Origin of the sequence: Roseococcus microcysteis, assembly GCF_014764365.1 — a bacterium.
GTDB classification, from domain to species: domain Bacteria; phylum Pseudomonadota; class Alphaproteobacteria; order Acetobacterales; family Acetobacteraceae; genus Roseococcus; species Roseococcus microcysteis.
Window position 1 is genome coordinate 174485 of sequence record NZ_CP061718.1, and the last position, 20317, is coordinate 194801.

The following is a 20317-nucleotide window of genomic DNA, read 5'->3' on the forward strand; positions in this document are numbered from 1 at the left end:
AAGCCGAAGCGCCCTCGGAACCCCTCAGCTTTTTGAATGGGGATGTTGACGGGGTCAGGGGCCCATGGCCCCTGGCGGGGGCGGCAGCCCCCGCCGGGCATCGCCCCCTCAGGCCGTCCGGTCCACCCCGCCCGCGTGGAGCGCGGCCTGGGCGGCGGCGAGGCGTGCGACGGGCACGCGGTAGGGCGAGCAGGAGACGTATTCCAGCCCCACGGTCTCGCAGAACTGGATGGAGGCCGGGTCGCCGCCATGCTCGCCGCAGATGCCGAGCTTGAGGCCGTTCTTCACGCTCCGCCCGCGCTGCGCCGCGATCTCGACCAGCGCCCCCACGCCTTCGACGTCCAGCGAGACGAACGGGTCCTTGGGCAGGATGTTCTTCTCGACATAGGAAGGCAGGAACTTGCCGGCGTCGTCGCGCGAGAGGCCGAAGACCGTCTGCGTCAGGTCATTCGTGCCGAAGCTGAAGAAATCGGCGCTTTCGGCGATCTGGTTGGCGGTCAGCGCCGCGCGCGGCAGCTCGATCATGGTGCCCACCAGGTATTCGATGGTGGTGCCGGATTCCGCGAAGACCTCGGCGGCCATGCGGTCCACCTGGGCGCGGGTGATGTCGAGCTCGCGCTTGGTCATCACCAGCGGGATCATGATCTCGGGCACCGGGGCGGCGCCGGTTTCCTTGGCCACCTGCACCGCGGCCTCGAAGATGGCCCGCGCCTGCATCTCGTAGATCTCGGGGTAGGAGATGCCGAGGCGGCAGCCGCGATGGCCGAGCATCGGATTGGCCTCGGACAGGTCGGCCGCGCGGCGCTGCATCAGCGCCACGTCCACGCCCAGGCTGTTCGCCACCTCCGCGATCTCGGCGTCGCTGTGCGGCAGGAATTCGTGCAGCGGCGGGTCGAGCAGGCGGATCGTGACCGGCAGCCCCGCCATGATGCGGAACAGGTCGTGGAAGTCCTTGCGCTGGAAGGGCAGCAGCTTGGCCAGCGCGGCGCGGCGGCCCGTCTCGTGCTCGGCCATGATCATCTGCCGCACGGCGCCGATGCGCTCGGGGTCGAAGAACATGTGCTCGGTGCGGCAGAGGCCGATGCCCTCCGCGCCGAATTTCCGCGCGGTTTCGGCGTCCAACGGCGTTTCCGCATTGGCGCGCACCTTCATGCGGCGCACCTGGTCGGCCCACTCCATCAGCGCGGCGAAATCGCCGGAGAGCTGCGGCTCGATCATGGCGACGGAGCCGATGAAGATCTCGCCCGTGGCGCCATCCAGCGTGATGGTCTCGCCCGCGCGGATGATGTGCCCGCCGGCGGAAAGCGCCTGCGCCGTGTAGTCCACCGTGATGCCGCCGGCACCGGCCACGCAGGGCCTTCCCATGCCGCGCGCGACGACCGCCGCGTGGCTGGTCATGCCGCCGCGCGTGGTGAGGATGCCGCGGGCGGCGTGCATCCCGTGGATGTCCTCGGGGCTGGTCTCGACGCGGACGAGGATGACGCTCTCGCCCTCGCGCGCGCGCATCTCCGCCTCATCGGCGCTGAACACCACCACGCCGCAGGCCGCACCCGGCGAGGCCGGCAGGCCCTTGGAGAGCACCTTGCGCGGCGCCTTGGGGTCCAGCGTCGGGTGGAGAAGCTGGTCGAGCGAACCGGGGGCGACGCGCTTGATGGCCTCGCTCTGGTCAATCAGCCCCTCGCGGCACATATCCACCGCGATCTTGAGGCTGGCGGCCGCGGTGCGCTTCCCGTTGCGCGTCTGCAGCATGTAGAGCTTGTTCTGCTGGACCGTGAACTCGATGTCCTGCATGTCCTTGTAGTGCTTTTCCAGCGTCTCGCGGACGCGGACCAGCTCGGCATAGGCGGCGGGCATCACCTCTTCCATGGGCTTCTCGCCGGGCTTGGCGCGCAGCTTGGACATGGGCTGCGGCGTGCGGATGCCGGCCACCACGTCCTCGCCCTGCGCGTTCACCAGGTATTCGCCGTAGAAGATGTCCTCGCCCGTGGACGGGTCGCGGGTGAAGCAGACGCCTGTCGCGCAATCCTCGCCCATATTGCCGAAGACCATGGCCTGGACGTTCACCGCCGTGCCCCATTCGGCCGGGATGTCGTGCAGGCGGCGATAGGTGATGGCGCGCTGGTTCATCCAGGAGCCGAAGACGGCGCCGATGGCGGCCCAGAGCTGGGCCTCCGGCTCCTGCGGGAAGGGGTTGCCCGTCGCTTCCTGCACGGCTTCCTTGTAGCCGGTGATGACGGTCTTCCAGTCATCGGCGGTGAGTGCGGTGTCCTCGATCACGCCGCGATCGAGCTTCACGCCCTCGATGATCTCCTCGAAGCGGTGATGGTCCACGCCCAGCACCACGCCGCCGAACATCTGGATGAAGCGGCGGTAGCTGTCCCAGGCGAAGCGCTCATCGCCGCTGGCGCGGGCCAGGCCCTCCACCGTGGCGTCGTTCAGGCCGAGGTTCAGCACCGTGTCCATCATGCCCGGCATGGAGACCCGCGCGCCGGAGCGCACGGAGACCAGCAGCGGCTTGTCGGTGTCGCCGAATTTGAGGCCGACGGCGTCCTCGACGCGGGCCAGGGCCGCGCGGACCTGGGCCTGGAGTTCGCCCGGATATTGCTCGCCATTGGCGTAGTAGTGGGTGCAGACCTCGGTCGTGATGGTGAAGCCGGGGGGCACGGGCAGGCCGATGGAGGCCATCTCGGCCAGGTTGGCGCCCTTGCCGCCCAGGAGGTTGCGCATATCCGCGCGGCCCTCATTGCGGCCGGCGCCGAAGCTATAGACCCACTGCGTCATGCGGAGATGTTCCCTTGAGCTTCGATCTTGGACAGGTCGGCCACGCGGTCCATGGCGGAGCGTAGCCTTGAGAGTAGCCGCAAACGGTTTTTTCGGAAGGCCGGGTCGTTGACCAGCGTCTTCTCGAAGAATTCATCCGTGGGGGCGCGGAGGGTGGCCAGGGCCGACATGGCGGCCGGGAAGTCCTCGGCGGCGAGTGCCGCGGCGACTTCGGCTTCCGCGCGGGTGAGGGCGGTGTTGAGGGCCCGTTCCTCGGCGGCTTCGAGGGCGGCCTCCTCCACCGGGCCGGAATGCGGCCCGTCCTTCTTTTCCTCGATGCGGAGGATGTTCCGGGCGCGCGTATAGGCGGCCAGGAGGTTTCTGCCCGTGTCGGATTCCATCAGGGATTGCAACGCGGCCGCGCGGGAAAGGATGCGGGTGATGTCGTCGTCGTCACCGATGGAGGCGGCGACGAGGTCATGGCGGGCACCCTCGGCGCGGAGCTGGACGCGGAGGCGGTCCAGCAGGAAGTCCAACACGCCGCCCGCGAAGGCGGCCACCATGGGCGGGTGCCGGCCCTCGGGCGGGGCGCCGGACTTCATACGCTCGGTGGCGACGGACATGCCGAATTCGGGTTGGGCCGTGGTGCCGGTGGATTGGGGGAAGCCGAAGAAGCCCTCGCCCAGCGCATCGGCGAGGTTCAGGCGCAACCCATTCTCGCGCAAAATGCGGATCACCCCCAGCGCCGCCCGCCGCAGCGCATAGGGGTCGCCCGAGCCCGTCGGCCGCTCATCCACCGCGAAGAAGCCCGCCAGCTGGTCCAGCTTGTCCGCCAGCGCCACCGCCACGGCCACGGGTTCGGTCGGCACCGCATCGGTCGGGCCGAGCGGGCGGTAATGCTGCGCGATGGCGTCGGCCACACGCGCATCCTCCCCCTGGGCGCGGGCGTAGTAGCCGCCCATGACGCCCTGCAATTCCGGAAACTCGCCCACCATGCCGGAGGCGAGGTCCGCCTTGCACAGCAGCGCCGCGCGCCTCGCCAGTTCCTCATCGGCGCCGACCAGCGGCGCCAGATGCCCCGCCAGCCGCACCAGCCGCTCCACCCGCTGCCGCTGCGTGCCGAGCTTGGCGTGGAAGGTCACGCCCTCCAGCCTTGGCAAAAAATCTTCCAGCTTCTGCTTGCGGTCCTGGTCCCAGAAGAAGCGCGCATCGGAGAGGCGCGCGCGCAGCACGCGCTCATTGCCCGCCACCAGCGCCGCCCCGCCATCGCTGGCCGCGATATTCGCCACCAAGGCGAAGCGCGGCGCGGCGCGGCCATCGGGGTGGCGCAGCGCGAAGTAGCGCTGGTTCACGCGCATCGAGGTTCGCATCACCTCGGCCGGCAAATCCATGAAGGCGTCGTCAATGCGGCCCAGCAGCGGTACGGGCCATTCGACCAGGCCCGCCACCTCGGCCAGCAGGCCTTCATCGGGCACCACCTCCAGCCCCTCGGCGGCGGCGAGGGTCGCGATGCCCTCGCGGATCACCGCCATGCGCGCGCCCGCGTCCCGCAGCACGTAGCGGGCGCGTAGCTCCGCTTCATGCTCGGCGGCGGAGGTCACGGGGAAGGGGCCGGGCGCGTGCACGCGGTGGCCCTCGCTGATCGCGGCCCCCACCAGCCCATGCGCCGCATCCTCACCGCGCGCCAGCGCCACCGGCACCGAACGCCCGTCCAGCAGGCAGAGCACGCGCTGCAAGGGCCGCACCCAGGTGATCTGACTCATCCCCCAGCGCATGGATTTGGGCCAGGGGAAGGACCACAGCAGGTCCGGCAGGGCGCGCAGCAGCAGCGCCTCGGCGGTGATGGTCTCGCCGGGCTTCACCAGCACCAGGAAGCCGTTCTGCTCGACCAGCTGTTCGCGCGTGGCGTTGTGCTTGCGCAGGAAGCCCGCCAGCGCCTGCTCGGGCGCGCCGAGGCGGGGGCCGCGCTCCTCCTTGGCCGGCGTCTCGGCGGAAAGTGCCATCTCGCCCACCAGCCCGATGCGGCGCGGCCCGTGGAAGCCTTGCGGCGCCACCGTCATCAGTGGCGCCAGCGCGGCGGCGGCAAGGCGGCACAAATCCTCCGCCGCCCGCGCCTGCATGCGCGCCGGGATTTCCTCGGTGAGGAGTTCGATCAGCAGCTCGGCCATCAGCCTTGCCCCCCGGCCAGCCAGGTCTCGCAACAGGCCTTCGCCAGGTTGCGCACGCGCCCGATATACGCCGCGCGCTCGGTCACGCTGATGGCACCCCGCGCATCCAGCAGGTTGAAGCGGTGGCTGGCCTTGATGCAGTGGTCATAGGCCGGCAGGGCGAGCTTTTGCGCCACCAGCGCGTTGCATTCCTGCTCCGCCTCCTCGAACTGGCGCTTCAGCAGGGCCACGTCCGCATGCTCGAAATTATGGGCGGAGTATTCGCGTTCGGCGCGGAGGAACACCTCGCCATAGGTCACGCCCGCATCGTTGAAGCGCAGATCGTACACGTTCTCGACGCCCTGGATGTACATGGCCAGGCGTTCGAGCCCGTAGGTCAGCTCGCAGCTCGGCACCTCGCAGGCGATGCCGCCCACCTGCTGGAAATAGGTGAACTGCGTCACCTCCATCCCGTCGCACCAGACCTCCCAGCCCAGGCCCCAGGCGCCGAGCGTGGGGCTCTCCCAGTCATCCTCCACGAAGCGGATGTCGTGCAGCGCGGGGTCGAGGCCGAGTGCCCGGTAGCTGTCCATCAGCAGCGCCTGCGGGTCGCGCGGGGAGGGCTTCAGGATGACCTGGTACTGGTAGTAGTGCTGCAGCCGGTTGGGGTTCTCGCCATAGCGCCCGTCCGAGGGGCGGCGCGAGGGCTGCACATAGGCGGCCGACCAGGGCGTGGGGCCCAGGGCGCGCAGGGTGGTGGCCGGGTGGAAGGTGCCGGCGCCCATCTCCATGTCATAGGGCTGGAGGATGAGGCAGCCCTGCGCCGACCAGAAGGCGTGCAGGCGCAGGATGATGTCCTGGAAGCTCGGGGTCATGCCGCGCTTCTAGACCCTGGCGGGCGCGGAAGGAACCTGGAGCATGACCCGTTTGCGCGGATCACCTCCAGCCTCGTTTGAGAGCGCGATTCACCGCTCCGGCGATTCCGCCTCCGCGGATCGCGCTCTATCCCACCCTTCGGTAGCGCAACCCGCGCGCCAGCCAGCAGCCCACCACCACCTCCGTCACCGCGCCGCCACCGTCGCGGCGGAAATGCAGCGTCCAGTCGCCCGGGGGCGTGTGGTCCAGGGCGCGCGGGCAGGGCAGGGCCCAGACATCGGGGCCGATGGGCTCCAGCAATTCCATCCGCCCCTGGCCCAGGAAGCCCGAGAAGCCGCCATAGGGGGCACCGCCCGCCTGGGTCACCCAGAGTTCGGCGTCGAGTTCGTCGCAGCGGAAGCGGCCCTCGACATCCGCGCGGGATTCGCCGCGCAGGGGTTCGAGGCGGGTGGACATGTTCTCCTGCGGGCGGTCCATCCAGAGCCCGTCCGGCGTGGGGCGCAGGCGCGTGCGGCCATTGGTGGCGCTGCCATCAGGCTGCAGCTCCAGCCGCTCCGGCCCATGGCCGAAGCGCAGGCGCATGGCGCCACCCGGCGCGTCCAGCCGCACGGCCAGCCCGCTCTCCGGTTCGAGATAGGCGCCGAGCCAGTCGGGGCCGGGGCCTTCCAGGGGCGCCTGGCGGGGGCGTTCCTCACCCAGCACGGCGGCCAGCGCGTCGAGTGCCGCGGCCTGCGCATCGGCGAAATGGTTGAACATGACGACGACGGAGATTCGCGCCTCGGCCACATGCAGCCGGTGGCTGCGCCAGCCGCGCAGCGCGCCGCCATGGCCGGTGACCGCCATGCCGAATTCCCGCCCGCGCCCGAGGCCGAACCCATAGGGCGCCTCCGCCCCGCCCGCGAAATGCACCGGGGCGGAGAGGCGGTTGTAGAGGCCGCGCGGCGCCTCGCGCGTGGCGTCAATATAGCGTTCCCAGGCGATCATGTCGTCCAGGCTGGCGCCCAGCGCCGCATCGCCGGTCCAGAGGACGCGGTTTTCGGCGGCGCGGAAGCCCGAGACGGGGTTGCCCTCATAGCCCTCGGTGCCGTCGGGCATGGCGCGGGTGTCGGCGGCGAGGAAGGCGCCCTCCATGCCCGCGCGGTCGAAGATGAAGCGGCGCAGCAGCTCCGCGAAGCCGCGGCCGGTGTGGTTCTCCACCAGGTCCGACAATAGGCGGAAATTCTGGTTCACATAGGAATAGCGGGTGCCGGGCGCGAAATGCAGGCTGCGCGTGCCGCCGATGACGCGCGCGGCCTCGGTGTCGCCGAAGGGCGCCTCGGCGGGCGAGCCGTGCAGCATGGCCACCGCCCAGTAGTCCCGCAGGCCGGACTGGTTGTGGCAGAGGTCCAGGATGGACGGCACCGGCCCTTCCAGCAGCGGCAGCCGCGCGCGCAGCGGCGCGTCCAGCGCGGCCAGATCCTCCACGGCCTCCAGCACCGTGCCGCAGGTGAACTGCTTGGTGATGGAGCACATGCGGAACAGGGTGCGCGGCGTGAAGGGGATGCGGCGTTCCGCATTGGCGAAGCCCCAGGCGTGGCGCACCAGCACCTCGCCGGCGCGGAGCACGGCGATGGCCCCGCCCGGCCCGGGATGGGAGCGGGGGAGCGACTCCACGAATTGGTTCAGGCGGGCGTGCAGGTTGGGCATGGCGCTGTGTTACACGGATCAGGCCTGGCGCACATCCGGCCAGAATCGAACCCCCGCGCGCGCCCAGCCGCCGGAAAGTGCGGCGGGCGCGCCATCGGCCCGCCAGCAGGCCGCGCCCTCCATCATGCCGTCAGGTTGGAAGGCGATGCCGCACATGCCGCCCGCCACATGGGGCAGGCGCAGCACCTCATGGCCGCGGGCTCGCAGGGCCGCGATGGTGGCGTCGTCGAAGGCGGGTTCCATCTCCAGCGCGCCGCCATTGGTCCAGATGCGCGGCGCCTCCATGGCCTCCTGGAGCGACATGCCATGGTCCAGCAGGTTCACCACCGCCTGGAAGGTGGAGGGGAAGATCCGCAAGCCGCCGGGCAGGCCCAGCGCGAAGATGGGCTTGCCCTCGCGCCGCAGGATCAGCGGCGACATGGAGGTGGTGACGCGCTTGCCCGCCGCGATGGATTGCGCCCGGCCCGGCACGGGGTCGAACAGGGCCATGTAGTTGTTCGGGATCAGCCCCGTCTCGCGCAGCAGGATGCGCGCGCCGAAGAGGGAGTTGATGGTGTGCGTGCAGCAGGCGATGCGCCCCTCATGGTCCGCGACCGTCACATGGGTGGTGTTGGCGCTCTCGCGGTCTGGCGCGAGGCCGGCCGCCCACGCCCGGCTGCGGGCGGGGTCGAACAGGGCGCGGCGTTCGGCGGCATACTCCTTGGCGATGAGGCGCGCGACGGGCACCGGCACGAAGTCCGGGTCGGCGGTGGCGACGGCGCGGTCGGCGAAAGCCATCCGCATGGCCTCGGCCATCAGGTGCAGGCTCTCGGCCGTGCCGAAGCCCATGGCGGCGAGGTCGAAGCCCTCCACCATGTTCAGCATCTGCAGCACATGCACGCCGCCCGCCGAGGGCGGGGGCGGGCCCCAGACCTCCACGCCGCGATAGGTGCCATGGACGGGCGCGCGGGTGATGACGCGCGCGGCCGCGAGATCGTCCGTCGAGATCATCCCGCCCTTGCGCGCCAGGTCCATGACGCAGGAACTGCCCACATCGCCCTCATGCAGCGCGGCCGCACCCTCCTTGGCGATGGCCTCCAGCGTCTCGGCCAGCGCTTCGTTCACCACGCGCTGGCCGGGGGAGACGGGCTTGCCGTCGGGCAGGAAGAGGCGCGCCATGCCGGCATCGCGCGCGAGGTCGCCCGCCACCTCCGCGGTGCATTCGCTGAGATAGGCGCTGGCCGCGAAGCCCCGCCGCGCGAGGCGGATGGCGGGTTCCGCCACATCGGCCAGGGTGAAGCGGCCATGGCGGGCCAGCGCCGCCTCCCAGGCCAGCAGGTTGGCCGGCACGCAGACGCTGCGCCCGCCCATGGTCTGCGCGCCGGGGGGCGCGTTCTCGAACATCTCGGGGCGGGCGGCGAAGGGGGCGGTGGCCATGCCGTCCAGCACCTCGTGCCGGCCCTCGGGGTCCGCGATGTGCATGAGGCCGCCGCCGAAGACGCCCACCATCATGGGCTCCACCACGGTCAGCGCCAGAAGGCTGGCGACGGCCGCGTCCACCGCGGTGCCGCCCTCGGCCAGCATCTGGGCGCCGGCGGCACTCGCGGCCGGATGGTTGGTGACGACCATGCCGCGCGCCCCCTGGGCGGGCTGCTTGGTGGGGGTGAAGACGGTGCCCGCGCGGGCGCGCCAATCGGTCATGGCGGAAGCGTCGCGCGGGCCGGGGGCGGGGGCAAGAGCCGGCTAGAGAATCCAGTCATTCGCCAGCACCACCCCGTGGTCCACCCAGGGCGCGGTGGCGCGGATGACGGGGAGCGACCAGGCGGCGTCCAGCAGCGCCTGGCCATTGGCGAAACCATGGCCCGGATGGGCGTCGAGGAAGGCCTGCGCGGCCTCGGCGTAATCGGGCGCGACCTCCAGCGCCGCGAACCAGGTGTCGAAGCGCGCGCGGTCGGGGGCCACGCCCGCCACCATCAGGTGAAAGCGCACGGCCAGGACGGCGGCCTTGTTGGGCACCCAGATGGGCGTGTCCAGCAGCGCGTCGGGCGCGGGTTCCAGGGCGGCCCTGGCGCGCGCCAGGGCGGCCGCATCGGGCGTGCCGAAGCGTTCGCGGTATTCGGGGCTGCCGGTGATGCGCCCGATGAGTTGCTCGCCCGTGCCGCCCGTCTCCAGGAAGCGCGTCCAGGTGGTGAGCCCCGTCGGGTCCGCCGGGCGCAGCAGCAGCGCTTGGTAGAGGCGGTCCACCAGCGCCGCGTTTTCCTGCTGGTGCAGGGCGAAACCGCCATCGCGGAAGCGCAGGTATTCCACCTGGTCCCATTGGTCGGTGCCCCATTCGGTGCTGAGGCGCTGGAAGCGGAAGTCGAGCGTCGTCTCGGCGCGGAGGAAGCCCGTCACGACCACATCGCGCCCCGCGCCGCCGAGATAGGCGTTCTGCCCTGGCCCGCCCATGAAGAGGTCATCGCCCGCCCCGCCGATCAGCAGATCGTCGCCGATGTCGCCGAACAGCGCCGTGCCCTTGTTGCCGCCGAAGACGGTGCGGCTTTCGAAGGCGAAGAGGTCGCCGCGCACCATGTCGAGCGCGGGGTCGTAGCGCCAGCGCACGCCCTGGGCATCGGCCTCGGCGCGGGGGCCGAAGAGGGCGGCAATGGCCTCGGCATCGGCCCAACCCAGGCCGCTGGCCGGGCCCGCCTCCGCCGCCATGACGGTGGCCGAGAGCGAGGCGCCCGGCAGGTCGGCGGCCAGGCCGAGGGCCGCGCCCGTGGCCTTCAGCGCGTCCCGCAGCGTGGGTTCGGAGGGGAGGAGGACATTGTCGCCCGGCGCGCCGAAGCCGAAGACGAGGTCCGCGCGGTGCCAGGGGGTTTCGACGAAGGTGACGCCGGCCACCACCTGCCAGGCGAAGAGGGCCTGGCGGAGCAGGTCCTGTACCGCCCCGTCCAGCGTGCCGCCGGTGGAGGCGAAGGAGACGCCCAGCACCGTGGGCCGTGGAAACCCGGCGGTCCAGCCATGGGTGCCGGGCGGGGGCAGGAGGTCGCTGGGGGAGAAGGCGAGCATCCGCGAGGAATGTTCACCTTTTCTTTACCTGTCAATCAAAAATTAGACAATTCATTTTGTGTTCATCTCGAATAGCCGTCCGGCCGGCAGCGCCATGGGCCGCCCCGCCGCGACCAGCCCGCCCCAGAGCGAGACCGCGACACTGTCCAGCATCAGCGGACCCAGCCGCGCCTCCAGGCCAATGGCGCCGGGCAGGCCGCGGAAATTGGTGCAATGGATGATGACGGCCTCGGTCGGCGCCTCGGCCACCGCTTCCTGCACCAGCGAATCCACGCGGGCGGGGCTGTGGGCGGCGAAGCTGTAGTTGCCGGGGTCTTCCAAATGGCGTTCGGCGGTGACGGTGAAGCCCTCGCGCGTCAGATTCGCGATGATCGCGGCCTGCACATCGCCCAGATAGGGCGTGACCAGCGCGACCCGTCGCGCACCCGCCGCCCGCAGCGCATCGCGCAGGGCCAGGGTGGCGGTGGTGGCCGGGATGCCGGTGCGCGCCGTGATGGCCGCGCACAGCGCCTCATCCTGCGCGAAGCCGAGCCAGGAGCCGGAGGTGCCCGCCCAGCAGATGGAATGCACATGCGCATCCGCCAGCATCTCGGCGGCCGCCAGCACGGGGCCCGTGTCGAACTGGGTGCGCGAGGCCTCGCCCAGATTGATGGCCACCACGCGGAAGCGCGCGAAATGCGCCGTGACCTCGGGCGTGTCGTGCAGCAGCCCGGAGATGACGGGCTCCAGCACGGTGTTGGAGGAGGGGGTGAGGAAGCCGAGGCGGGTGGACATGCGGGGCGGGGTCTCCGGGAATGGCGCGCCAGCACTACCCCGCCGGCGCGCCCGCCCCAAGTCGCCTCAGCCGCCGGGCGTGAAGTTCGACCCCTCGGTGCTGCGCGTGGCCCAGCCCGTGGTCCGCCGCTCGATCCATTCCGCGATCCAGTAGAGCATGATGCCCATCAGCCCCGTGGTGATCAGCCCGGCGAACACCAGCGGCACGTCGAAGCGGCTCGAGGCCACCATCATCAGCCGCCCGATGCCCGCATTCGGCGCCACGGATTCCGCGATGATGGAGCCCACGAAGGCCACCGTGATCGCGATCTTCAGCGAGGCGAAGAAATAGGGCATGGCCCGCGGCAGGCCGACCTTGCGGATGATGTCCACGGGCCGCGCCCCCAGCGCGCGCAGCACGTCGCGCAATTCGGGTTCCACGGTCGCGATGCCCGTCGCCACATTCACCAATATGGGGAAGAAGCTGATCAGGAAGGCCGTGATGATGGCCGGCCAGACGCCGATGCCGAACCACACGATCAGCACCGGCACCACCGCCACCTTGGGGATGGAGTTGAAGGCGATCAGCAGCGGGTAGAGCCCCTTGTAGATCAGAGTCGAACTGCCGATGGCCACCCCCAGCACCAGCCCCGCCACCACGGCCAGGCCAAAGCCCACCAGCGTGGTGAACAGCGTCTGCAGGCTGTCATCCAGCAGCGGCTTCCACCACTTCACCGCGGCCTCGAAGATGTCCGAGGGCGCGGGCAGGATGAAGGGGACGATGCCGAAGGCGCGGACCACCACCTCCCACAGCCCGAAGGTGCCGAAGATCACGATCCAGGGCAGCCAGGCCTGGAGGCGGCGGTGGCGGCGCGCCGCGGCCGCCATGGCGATGAGGCGGGCATTGGCCTTGGCGGACATCAGACCACCTCCTCGCCGCGACGCGCGGCGGCGATATAGGCGCGGAGATCCGCGACCAGGGCTGTGAACTCGGGCAGGAAGGTCGTCTCCATGGTGCGCGGGCGGGGGAAGGGCACCTTGCGTTCCGCGATGATGCGGCCCGGCCGGCTGCTCATGACCAGCACGCGGTCGGCCAGGTAGGCGGCCTCGCGCAGGTCGTGCGTGACCAGGATCACGGTGGGCTTGCGCGCCATCCAGACCTGCTGGAGCACGTCCCACAGATCCTCGCGCGTGAAGACGTCGAGCGCGCTGAAGGGCTCGTCCAGCATCAGCAGCGGCGGTTCGTGGATGAGCGCGCGGCAGAGGCTGGTGCGCTGCTGCATGCCGCCCGAGAGCTGGTAGGGATACTTCGCCCCGAACCCCTCCAGCCCGACCAGCTTCAGGAGGTCCAGCGCCTTCTGCTCATAGGCCACGCGTTCGCGCCGCAGGCGGGCGCGATGGGCGGGCACGACCTCCAGCGGCAGCATGACGTTGTCCAGGATGCGCCGCCAGGGCAGGAGCGTCGGGTTCTGGAACGCCATGCCGACCAGGCTCAGCGGTTCGTCCACCTCGCGCCCGGCCACCACCACATTGCCGTCCGTCGCGGGCCAGAGGCCGGAAACGAGGCGCATCAGCGTGGACTTGCCGCAGCCCGAGGGGCCGACCACGGCCACGAACTCGCCCTCGGCCACGTTCATGGAACAGCCTTCGAGGGCGAGCGTGCCCTCCACCCCGCCATAGCGCATGGCGACGTTGTCAATCTCGACGAAGGCCCGGCTCATGCGGAACCTGCGGGGGTGGGGCGGTGGGTCATGCGGGCGGCCTTGCAGGATGGGTCCAGCCCATCGCTAGCAAAGCCGGGCGCGCCTGCCCATGGATGGTTGAGGGAGGCGGGCGCGGGCGGGGCGGCGCCTGCCCAGGAAACGGGCGTTTCCCGGGTTCAGCGCCACCCCGTGCGGCAGGATCAGATCCGCCGCTGGTCGGCGGGCGGCAGGAACTCCTCCGTGTAGAAGGCGCTGGCCTGGACGCGCTGGGGCAGGTTGAAGGCGCCCTCGACGGCCTGGATGCCGGTCTGCATCCGGCCCATGTCCACGGCCGAGATGCCGTTGGCGCGGACATGGGGCGTGATCACCACGCGCTCCATGTTCAGCTCGTGCCGGGCCAGTTCGAGGGTGGCGTCGGTCAGCGGCTCCACCTGGCGCAGCACACGGATCATGCCCTGGGGGTCGCTGATGGTGTCGCGGAAGCCGCGGATCAGCGCCGAGACGGCGCCACGCACCACTTCGGGGTTGCGCTGCGCATAGGCGCGGGTGGTGAGGATGGCCCCGCCATAGAGGTTCAGCCCGTGGTCGTAATACATCATGGTCCGCTGCGCCGGCAGGTCCATCCCGATGCCGCGCAGGGCCAGCGCCGAGGTGGTGACGAAGCCCGTGATGCCATCGGCCTCGCGCCGCACCAGCATGGGCTCGCGGAGCGCGGGCGAGACCGAGAGGAAGGTGACCTTCGACGCATCCACGCCCGCCGCCCGCGCGAAGGCGGGGAAGAGCTGCCGGCCCGCGTCGAAGTCGGGGGCGGCGAGGCGCTTGCCCTCCAGGTCCTTCGGCTCGCGGATCGGCCCGTCGGCGCGCACGATGGCGCAGAGCGGCGCGCGGTCATGCAGCACCGCCACGCAGATGAGGCCCGCATCGGGGTTCTGCGCCACGAATCGGATGGCGGGGTTGATGTCGGCATAGCCCATGTCGTGGCTGCCGCTGATCAGCGCCGGCGGCACCCCGCCCGAGCCCTGGCCGCGGTCAATCTGCACATCAATGTTGGCCTCGCGGAAATAGCCCTTCTCCCGCGCCACGAGCGCGAAGGCGTTGGGCGACTGGAAGGCCCAGTCCAGCGTCAGGCGCAGCCGCGCCGCCTGGGCGCGGGCGAGGCCGGGGGCGGCGAGCGGCAGCGCGCCCGCGCCGAGAAGCGCGGCGCGGCGGGGAAGGCGGGTCATGCGGGGCGTCCTTGCGTGCATCGGAAGGCGCGCAAAGTGGCGCAGCAGGGGGGCGCCGATCAAGCGTCGTGCATTGTCCTGCGCCGCCGCGCGCCCCATCCTCTTGGCAAAGCGAGGCAGGAGAGCCCCATGACCCATGTCCCCGACGTTTCCCCCCAGGCCGCCTGGGAGGCGCTCAAGACCGACCCGAACGCCGTGCTGGTGGATGTCCGCACCGATGCCGAGTGGAATTTCGTGGGCCTGCCCGACCTGTCGGAGCTGGGGAAGAAGGTCGTGCTGATCCCCTGGCAGATGTTCCCCACCATGCAGGTGAACAGCCAGTTCACCGAGCATCTGCGCAAGGCGGGTGTCACACCCGAAAGCCGCGTCTACTACCTCTGCCGCTCCGGCGCGCGCAGCCTGGCGGCGGGCCAGGCGGCGCAGGCGGCGGGCTTCCCCCAGGCCTTCAACGTGGCCGATGGCTTCGAAGGGCCGGTGGGGCCGGATGGCCATCGGGGCGGCGTGGCCGGCTGGAAGGCGGAGGGCCTGCCCTGGGTGCAAAGGTAGGGGCGGGCGGGGCCACCCTCACTCCGCCGGCTCCAGCACCGCCGGCCGTGGGGCCGGCGCCGCCGGGCTGGCCGGGCGGTTGCGGCCCAGCGCCAGGGCGTGCATGGCCGGCACCACCACCAGCGTCGCCACCGTGCCCACCAGCAGCCCGCCGATCATCGCGATGGCCATGGGCCCCCAGAAGACCGAGGTGGTCAGCGGGATGAAGGCCAGGATGGCGGCGAGTGCCGTCAGGATCACCGGCCGCGCGCGGCGGACGGTGCTCTCGATGATGGCCTCGCGCAGCGGCAGGCCCGCCGCCTGGTCCTGCTGCACCTGGTCCACCAGGATCAGCGTGTTGCGCATCACCATCCCCGCCAGCGCGATCACGCCCAGCAGCGCCACGAAGCCGAAGGGGGCGTCCATGATGAGCAGCGCGGCCGCGGCGCCCGGAATGCCGAGCGGGGCCGTCGCCATCACCAGCGCCATGCTGCCCAGGCTGCGCAGCTGGATCATCAGCAGCGTGACCATCACCGCCACCATCACCGGGAACATGGCCAGCAGCGAGGCATTGGCCTTCGCACTCTCGCCCGCCGCGCCGCTCACCTCCATGCGGTAGCCGGGGGGCAGGGCGGCGACGAAGGGGGCCAGCACGGGCAGGGCGGCCGCCGTCACGTCGGGCGCCTGGAGCCCCGGGCGGATCTGCGACTGCACGGTGATGAAGGGCTCGCGGTTGCGGCGCCAGAGGATGGGCTCCTCCATCACCGGCACCAGGCGCGCCACCTGCGAGAGCGGCACGGCGCCCGCGGGCGTGGCCAGCGTCAGGTCGCCCAGCCGGTCGAGCCCCGCGCGTTCCTCCGGTGTCGCGCGCAGCCGCACCGCGACCTCGCGCGTGCCTTCGCGCACCGAGGTCGCGTCCACGCCCGAGAGCAGCGTGGCCAGCGAGGTCGCCACCGCCTGGGGCGAGAGGCCGAGCTGCGCCACGCGCTCGCGGTCCAGTTCGAGGCGCAGCGCGGGCGCGCGTTCGCTCCAATCGGTCTGGAGGGACACGGTGCCGGGGACGGTGCGCAGCAGCGCGATCATCCGGTCGGCTTGTTCGCGCAGCACGTCGGGGTCGGGGCCGGTGATGCGGAAAGCGACGGGGAAGGCCACAGGCGGGCCGAAATCGAGGCGCGAGACGCGCACCCGCGCCTCGGGGAAGGCGCCGTCATCCACCAGGCCGATCAGCCTTTCGCGCAGGCGTTCGCGCGCCGCCACGTCGCGCGTGACGATGATGAGCTTGGCGAAGTTCTCATTGGGCAGGTCGGGGTTGAGTGCGAGGAAGAAGCGCGGTGCGCCGGCGCCCAGATAGGTGGTGAAATGGACCGCGTCCGCGTCGCCCTCCACCGCCTGCTCCACGCGCCGCGCCACGGCTTCCGTGGCGGCGAAGGAGGCGCCCTGGCGCAGGTTGATGTCCACCAGCAATTCGAGGCGCTGCGAGGCCGGGAAGAACTGCTTCTTGGTGGCGGCCATGCCGGCGAAGCCCGCGCCCATCAGCACCAGCAGCGCCGCCAGCGTCAGCAGCCGGTTGTTCACCGTCCAGGTCACGCCCCGCCGCAGCAGCCGGTACCAGCGGCCGTCATGCACGTCATGGCCGTGGTGGTTCGGCGTCACGCGCAGCAGCTTGGCGCCCAGCCAGGGGGTGAAGATGATGGCGACCACCCAGCTCGCGACCAGCGCCGCCCCCACCACCCAGAAGATGCCGCCCGCATATTCGCCCGAAGTGGACGCCGCGAAGCCCACCGGGATGAAGCCCGCCACCGTGACGAGCGTGCCCGTCAGCATGGGCCCCGCCGTGCTGGTCCAGGCGAAGCCCGCGGCCCGCACTTTCTCCCACCCCTGTTCGAGCTTCACCGCCATGGCCTCGATCGCGATGATCGCGTCATCCACCAGCAGGCCCAGCGCCAGGATGAGCGCGCCGAGGGAGATGCGCTCCAGCTCCGTCCCGCGCCAGGCCATGAAGAGAAAGACGAAGGAGAGCGTCAGCGGCACGGCCAGCGCCACGATCACCCCCGCGCGGAAGCCGAGCGAGAGGAAGGAGACCAGCAGCACCACGCCCAGCGCCGCCGCCAGTTTCAGCAGGAACTCGTTCACGCTTTCCGCCACGATATGCGGCTGGTCGGCCACGGCCGAGAGCGTCAGCCCCAGCGGCAATTCGGCGCGGATGGCGGCGAGTTCCGCGTTCAGCGCCGCCCCCAGCCGCAGCACGTCATGCCCGGGGCGCTTGGTCAGGCCCAGCAGCACGGCCGGTTCGCCCATGTGGCGGATGGATTGGGAGGGCGGGTCCGCGAGGCCCCGCGTGATGGTGGCGATGTCGCCCAGGCGGATGCTGGTGCCGCCGGCCGCGATCGGGATCTCCGCGATGCTCGCCATGCCGTCCAGCCCCTCGGGCAGGCGCAGGTTCACGCGCGTCACGCCGGTCTCGACCTCGCCCGCGGGGGTCACGGGGTTGTGGCGGGCCAGCGCCTCGCTGATGGCCTGGGGCTGGATGCCCAGCGTGGCGAGGCGCGCATGGCTGATCTCGACATGGATGCGCTGCGTCTCCTCGCCGAAGAGCGAGACCTTCTCCACGCCCTCCACGCGGCGCAGCCGGTCGCGCAGGCGTTCGCCCTGGCGCACCAGCTCCGCATTGTCGGCGCCGCGCAGCGCCAGCACGGCGGAATAGACGTCCGAATACTCGTCGTCGAAGAAGGGGCCGCGCACGCCCGAGGGCAAGGTGTGGCGGATGTCGCCCACCCGCTTGCGCACCTGATACCAGAGTTCGGGCACCAGGCGCGGCGGCGTGTCGTCGCGCAGCAGCACGGTGGTGGTGGCCACGCCCGGCCGGCTGTAGGTCTGCAACACGTCCAGCCAGGGCAGGCCCACAAGGCGCGCCTCGATGCGCTCGGCCACCTGGTTCTGCATTTCCTCGGCCGTGGCGCCGGGCCAGGCGGTGCTGACGACCATCACCTTCAGCGTGAAGGCCGGGTCCTCGGCGCGGCCCAGCTTGGTCCAGGCCCAGGCGCCGGCCACCAGCAGCAGCACCATGGCGAAGAGGGTGAGCTGCCCCTGCCGGATCGCCGCCTCGCTCGGGTTGAAGCGGCCCAGCATCAGCGCAGGCTCCCGGCCAGGCGGCTGTCCACGGCGCGCACCCTCGCCTCCGGCATCAGCAGCTGGGCGCCCATGGCGACGATGGGCGTGCCTTCGGGCAGCGCCGCGCGGATGGTGGCGGCCTGGGCGGTCAGCGCCACCACGGTGACGGGTTCGGACACCACGCGCCCCTCGGGGGTGATGCGCCACACCATGGGGCCCTGGCCGCGGTCATGCAGCGCGCCCAGCGGCACGCGGGCCAGCGGGGTGGCGGCCGCCTGGGTGCCGAGGGTGACGGTGGCCGTCATGCCGAGCCGTGCCCATTCGGGCGGCTCGCTCAGCGTGAAGCGGGCGGCATAGGTGCGCAGCGTGGGGTCGGCGCTGGCCGCCACCTCGCGCAGGCGGGCGGGCAGGGCGACATCGGGCCGCGCCCAGAAGCGGATGCTGGCCTCGGCGGTGCCGGTGCGGTCCTCGGGCAGCTGGACCAGCACCTCGACCTCGCTGGGGTCGGCCAGGCGCAGCACGGGCGTGCCCTCGGCCACCACCTGGCCCGCCTCGCCCAGGATCGCGGTGACGAGGCCGGCGCCGGGGGCGCGCAGCGTGGCATAGTCCAGCCGGTTCACCGCGAGGTCGCGCTGGGCGCGGGCGGCGGCGAGGCGCTGGGCGGCGCTGCGGGCGGTGGCGTCGCGGGCCTCGTGGAAGGCGCGGGCGACATGGCCGGCGGCGAGCAGCTGGCGGGAGCGCGCGGCCTCGGCGGCGGCCTGGATGGAGTTGGCTTCCGCGGAGAGCACCTCGGCCTCGGCCGCGGCGAGGGAGAGTTCCAGGTCGCGCGCCTCGAGCCGGAACAGGGGCTGGCCGGCCGTCACCTCGGCGCCCAGATCCACCAGCCGTTCGGCGATGCGGCCGGAGGCGCGGAAGGCCACATCGGCCTCGCGCCGGGCGCGCAGCGTGCCGGTGAAGGCGGGGCCGGCCTCGGCGGGGAGATGGGCGATGCGGGCGGCCTGGACGGCGCGGGGCGCTTCCTCGGGCGGCGGGGCGCTGGATTCCGCCTGGGGCATGCAGGCCGAGAGCAGCAGCACCGCGGGGATGAGGGCAAGGCGTGTCATGGAAGGAGGCTCCGTCGCTGGAGCCTGATTATGCTATCCGCTGACGATTTTCAACATTCATCAGTCAACAAATCACCGACGACAGATCGCCAGCATCAACGCTCAATCCGCAGCGCGTCCATCAGCAGGTCCATGGCCGCCTCCAGGTCCGCCCCCATCCGGTCGGGCTCGAAGCCGTGGCTCAGGCAATCCGCGATCAGGACCGGGTGCATCCAGTGCATGGTGCATTGCTTCAGCGTCATCGCGGTCTGCACGGGGTCGCGGCGGCGGAACTCGCCGGTTTCCATCCCTTCGGCCAGCAGCCGGGCCCAGACATCCACCAGCCCCTCGATGAAGCGTTCGATCACGCCCCAATGCTCGGTCATGGCGGCGGTGACCATGTCGTGCAGCCGCTTCTCGCTGAAGAACAGGTCTATGTCGCGCTGGAACATCAGCCGCATGGAGGCGCGCAGCCGCGCCTCGGCCGAGCCGCCGCCGGTCGCGATGCTGTCCAGCTCGGCCACGATGCCCGTCAGCAGGCGCTGGGTGATGGCCTCGTTGATGGCGCTCTTGGAGGCGAAGAAGCGGTACACATTGGCGGGCGACATGCCGCATTCCCGCGCGATGTCCGCCACCGCCGTCTTCTGGTAGCCCAGGCTGCGGAAAAGCCGCTCGGCGGCGTCCGCGATGCGCGCGCGGGTGATCGCCTGGCTGTCGGGCATGTTCATAAGGGCACCACCGGCGAAAGAGAAGAGTGACGAAATTCGTCATCCAACATGGGCCTCACTCGCCCTCCGGCGCAAGCCCCACCTTCCCCCTATTCGTCGCAGCGGGCAGGATCGCGCAGGAGGAAACACGAAATGACCCAACCGCTTCCGCTCATTGTCGAGCACATCTTCACCATGGACATCACCGTGGGCGCCCCGCAGATGGCGGGGAAGGGCGCCGACGGGATGGACCTTCGCATCGTCCCCGTGACCGGCGGCGTGGTCTCCGGCCCCGCCTTGCAGGGCGAGGTGCTGGGCGGCACGGCGGCCGACTGGCTGCGGGTGGAGGCGGACGGCACCGCCCATATCGACGTGCGGCTCACCATCAAGGCGGCCTCGGGCGGGCTGGTCTATGTGCAATATGCCGGCATCCGCACCGGCGCGCCCGAGGTGCTGGCGCGCCTGGGCGCCGGTGAGGCCGTGCCCGCCAGCGACTACTACTTCCGCACCCTGATGCGCTTCCAGACCGCGGCACCCGATCTGGCCTGGCTGAACCGCACGCTGGGTGTGGGGGTGGGCCAGCGCCCGCCCTCCGGGCCGCGCTATGATGTCTACGCGGTGCGCTAACCCTCAGCCACGCGTGTGGAACATGATGGGGTGACGGCCGGGACATGCACGGCCATGAAATCGCCCCATCATGTCCGTCAAGCCGCC

At 71.2% G+C, this 20317-nt stretch carries 15 protein-coding genes; 2 read left to right on the top strand and 13 right to left on the bottom strand.

Features of this window, described 5'->3' with window-relative positions:
- Nucleotides 1–108: 108 nt before the first annotated feature.
- From ppdK to ICW72_RS00790, 10 genes are all read right to left on the bottom strand, one after another.
- On the bottom strand, nt 109–2781 hold the full coding sequence (gene ppdK / locus ICW72_RS00745; RefSeq protein ID WP_191084481.1) for a pyruvate, phosphate dikinase: 2673 nt from the start codon (nt 2779–2781) through the stop codon (nt 109–111).
- A complete protein-coding gene (gene glyS, locus ICW72_RS00750; RefSeq protein WP_191084482.1) occupies nt 2778–4928 on the bottom strand; it encodes a glycine--tRNA ligase subunit beta in 2151 nt (716 codons plus the stop codon). The genes ppdK and glyS overlap by 4 nt, the downstream gene beginning before the upstream one ends.
- A complete protein-coding gene (locus ICW72_RS00755; protein WP_191084483.1) occupies nt 4928–5782 on the bottom strand; it encodes a glycine--tRNA ligase subunit alpha in 855 nt (284 codons plus the stop codon). Before ICW72_RS00755 ends, glyS begins: the two co-directional genes overlap by 1 nt.
- Nucleotides 5783–5909: 127 nt before the next feature.
- Entirely contained in the window at nt 5910–7469 is a 1560-nt protein-coding gene (locus ICW72_RS00760) for a D-aminopeptidase (protein WP_191084484.1), read from the bottom strand.
- A gap of 18 nt (nt 7470–7487) precedes the next feature.
- Nucleotides 7488–9149, bottom strand: coding sequence for a gamma-glutamyltransferase (ggt, locus tag ICW72_RS00765; RefSeq protein ID WP_191084485.1), 1662 nt, complete (start codon nt 9147–9149; stop codon nt 7488–7490).
- Nucleotides 9150–9191: 42 nt separating this feature from the next.
- The gene (locus ICW72_RS00770; protein WP_191084486.1) at nt 9192–10499 is read right to left on the bottom strand and encodes a calcium-binding protein; all 1308 of its coding nucleotides are present in this window, start codon (nt 10497–10499) and stop codon (nt 9192–9194) included.
- Between the two features lie 51 nt (nt 10500–10550).
- Nucleotides 10551–11273, bottom strand: a complete 723-nt coding sequence (locus ICW72_RS00775; protein WP_191084487.1) for a maleate cis-trans isomerase family protein — start codon at nt 11271–11273, stop codon at nt 10551–10553.
- Nucleotides 11274–11339: 66 nt separating this feature from the next.
- Nucleotides 11340–12173 (bottom strand): ABC transporter permease, encoded by an 834-nt coding sequence (locus tag ICW72_RS00780; RefSeq protein WP_191084488.1) that lies wholly within the window; start codon nt 12171–12173, stop codon nt 11340–11342.
- Nucleotides 12173–12973: an ABC transporter ATP-binding protein gene (locus tag ICW72_RS00785; RefSeq protein ID WP_184384236.1), complete on the bottom strand. Its 801-nt coding sequence runs from the start codon at nt 12971–12973 to the stop codon at nt 12173–12175. Before ICW72_RS00785 ends, ICW72_RS00780 begins: the two co-directional genes overlap by 1 nt.
- Nucleotides 12974–13155: 182 nt before the next feature.
- Entirely contained in the window at nt 13156–14178 is a 1023-nt protein-coding gene (locus ICW72_RS00790) for an ABC transporter substrate-binding protein (RefSeq protein WP_191084489.1), read from the bottom strand.
- A gap of 129 nt (nt 14179–14307) precedes the next feature.
- On the opposite strand from ICW72_RS00790, the gene ICW72_RS00795 reads away from it, so the two are divergent.
- Nucleotides 14308–14724, top strand: coding sequence for a rhodanese-like domain-containing protein (locus ICW72_RS00795; RefSeq protein WP_191084490.1), 417 nt, complete (start codon nt 14308–14310; stop codon nt 14722–14724).
- 18 nt (nt 14725–14742) lie between these two features.
- On the opposite strand, the gene ICW72_RS00800 is transcribed toward ICW72_RS00795, so the two are convergent.
- From ICW72_RS00800 to ICW72_RS00810, 3 genes are all read right to left on the bottom strand, one after another.
- Nucleotides 14743–17832 (bottom strand): efflux RND transporter permease subunit, encoded by a 3090-nt coding sequence (locus ICW72_RS00800; RefSeq protein ID WP_191084491.1) that lies wholly within the window; start codon nt 17830–17832, stop codon nt 14743–14745.
- Entirely contained in the window at nt 17832–18917 is a 1086-nt protein-coding gene (locus tag ICW72_RS00805; RefSeq protein WP_191084492.1) for an efflux RND transporter periplasmic adaptor subunit, read from the bottom strand. Before ICW72_RS00805 ends, ICW72_RS00800 begins: the two co-directional genes overlap by 1 nt.
- Nucleotides 18918–19012: 95 nt before the next feature.
- Nucleotides 19013–19624, bottom strand: a complete 612-nt coding sequence (locus tag ICW72_RS00810; protein WP_191084493.1) for a TetR/AcrR family transcriptional regulator — start codon at nt 19622–19624, stop codon at nt 19013–19015.
- Between the two features lie 132 nt (nt 19625–19756).
- On the opposite strand from ICW72_RS00810, the gene ICW72_RS00815 reads away from it, so the two are divergent.
- Nucleotides 19757–20230, top strand: coding sequence for a DUF3237 domain-containing protein (locus ICW72_RS00815; protein ID WP_184384224.1), 474 nt, complete (start codon nt 19757–19759; stop codon nt 20228–20230).
- Nucleotides 20231–20317 lie beyond the last annotated feature (87 nt).